Here is a 973-nt window from a genome sequence, read left to right as displayed (position 1 = left end):
GCCGGGGCGTGCGGAACGGGCGGGACGCGCGGGGGCCATCAGAACAGCGTGCTCTCCTCCGGCGCGGCCAGCGCCTCCACCAGCTCCGGACCGTTGTTGCGCACGTTGCTCACCGCGACGCCCACCGGGTGGGCGCGCATGGTGCCCGGCGGGGGCGGGTCCAGCAGGCCGCGCACCCGCTCGGGGTCGGTGAGCGCCGGGTCCAGCCAGGCGTCCCAGCGCTCGGGCGGCAGGGCCAGCGGCATCCGGGGGTGGATGTCGGAGAGGCTGCCGGGGCGGTTCGGCCCCACCTCGGCGGGGTCCACGTCGGGCAGCGGCTCGCCCTCGGCCTCGGTGGTGACGACCGTGCACGTCGCCCACCAGGCACCCGGGTGGTCCTCGGGGAGGGTGGAGTCCCGCCAGAATTCGTAGAGCCCGGCCAGCGCCATCACCGAGCCGTCCGCCGGGGTGATGTACCAGGGCTGTTTGCGGGGGCGCTTGCGCCGGCCCTTCTCCTCCTCCTTCCGCTCCTCGTGGAAGGTGAGCCACTCGTAGTAGCCGTCCGCCGGGAGCAGGCAGCGGCGGGCGACGAAGGGCTTGCGGTAGGAGGGCTTCTCGTGCACGGTCTCGGCGCGGGCGTTGATCATCTTCACGCCCACGTCGGGCGACTTGGCCCAGGAGGGGACCAGGCCCCAGCGCAGCGGACGCAGCTGGCGCACGGGCTCCCCGTTCCCGGAGCCGCCGTCCGCCTCCTTCAGGGGGCGCTCCAGCACGGCCGGAACCCGTTTGGTGGGGGCGACGTTCCAGTCCGGGCCGAGATCGGCGACGTCCTCGGCCAGGTGCCGGATGTCGAAGAGCGCCGCCAACTCTTCCGGCCGACGGCTGATCGCGTAGCGTCCGCACATGCGACCCAGCCTACGTCGGCGGGCCGACAACGCCCCCGTGTTCGCCCCGGGACGGCACGTCGGAAAGGGCGGTGGGGTGGGCCGGCCCC

1 protein-coding gene is annotated in these 973 nt (G+C 74.5%); it reads right to left on the bottom strand.

Annotation, left to right across the window (positions count from 1 at the left end):
* Positions 1 to 38: 38 nt before the first annotated feature.
* Complete coding sequence (locus tag FNQ90_RS24835) at positions 39 to 884, bottom strand: SOS response-associated peptidase (RefSeq protein WP_182608384.1); 846 nt, start codon at positions 882 to 884, stop codon at positions 39 to 41.
* Positions 885 to 973: the final 89 nt, after the last annotated feature.

Origin of the sequence: Streptomyces alkaliphilus (genome assembly GCF_014141535.1) — a bacterium.
GTDB classification, from domain to species: Bacteria; Actinomycetota; Actinomycetes; order Streptomycetales; family Streptomycetaceae; genus Streptomyces; species Streptomyces alkaliphilus.
The sequence above is the reverse complement of the archived record's forward strand: the minus strand, read 5'-3'. Positions and strand labels throughout refer to the sequence as shown.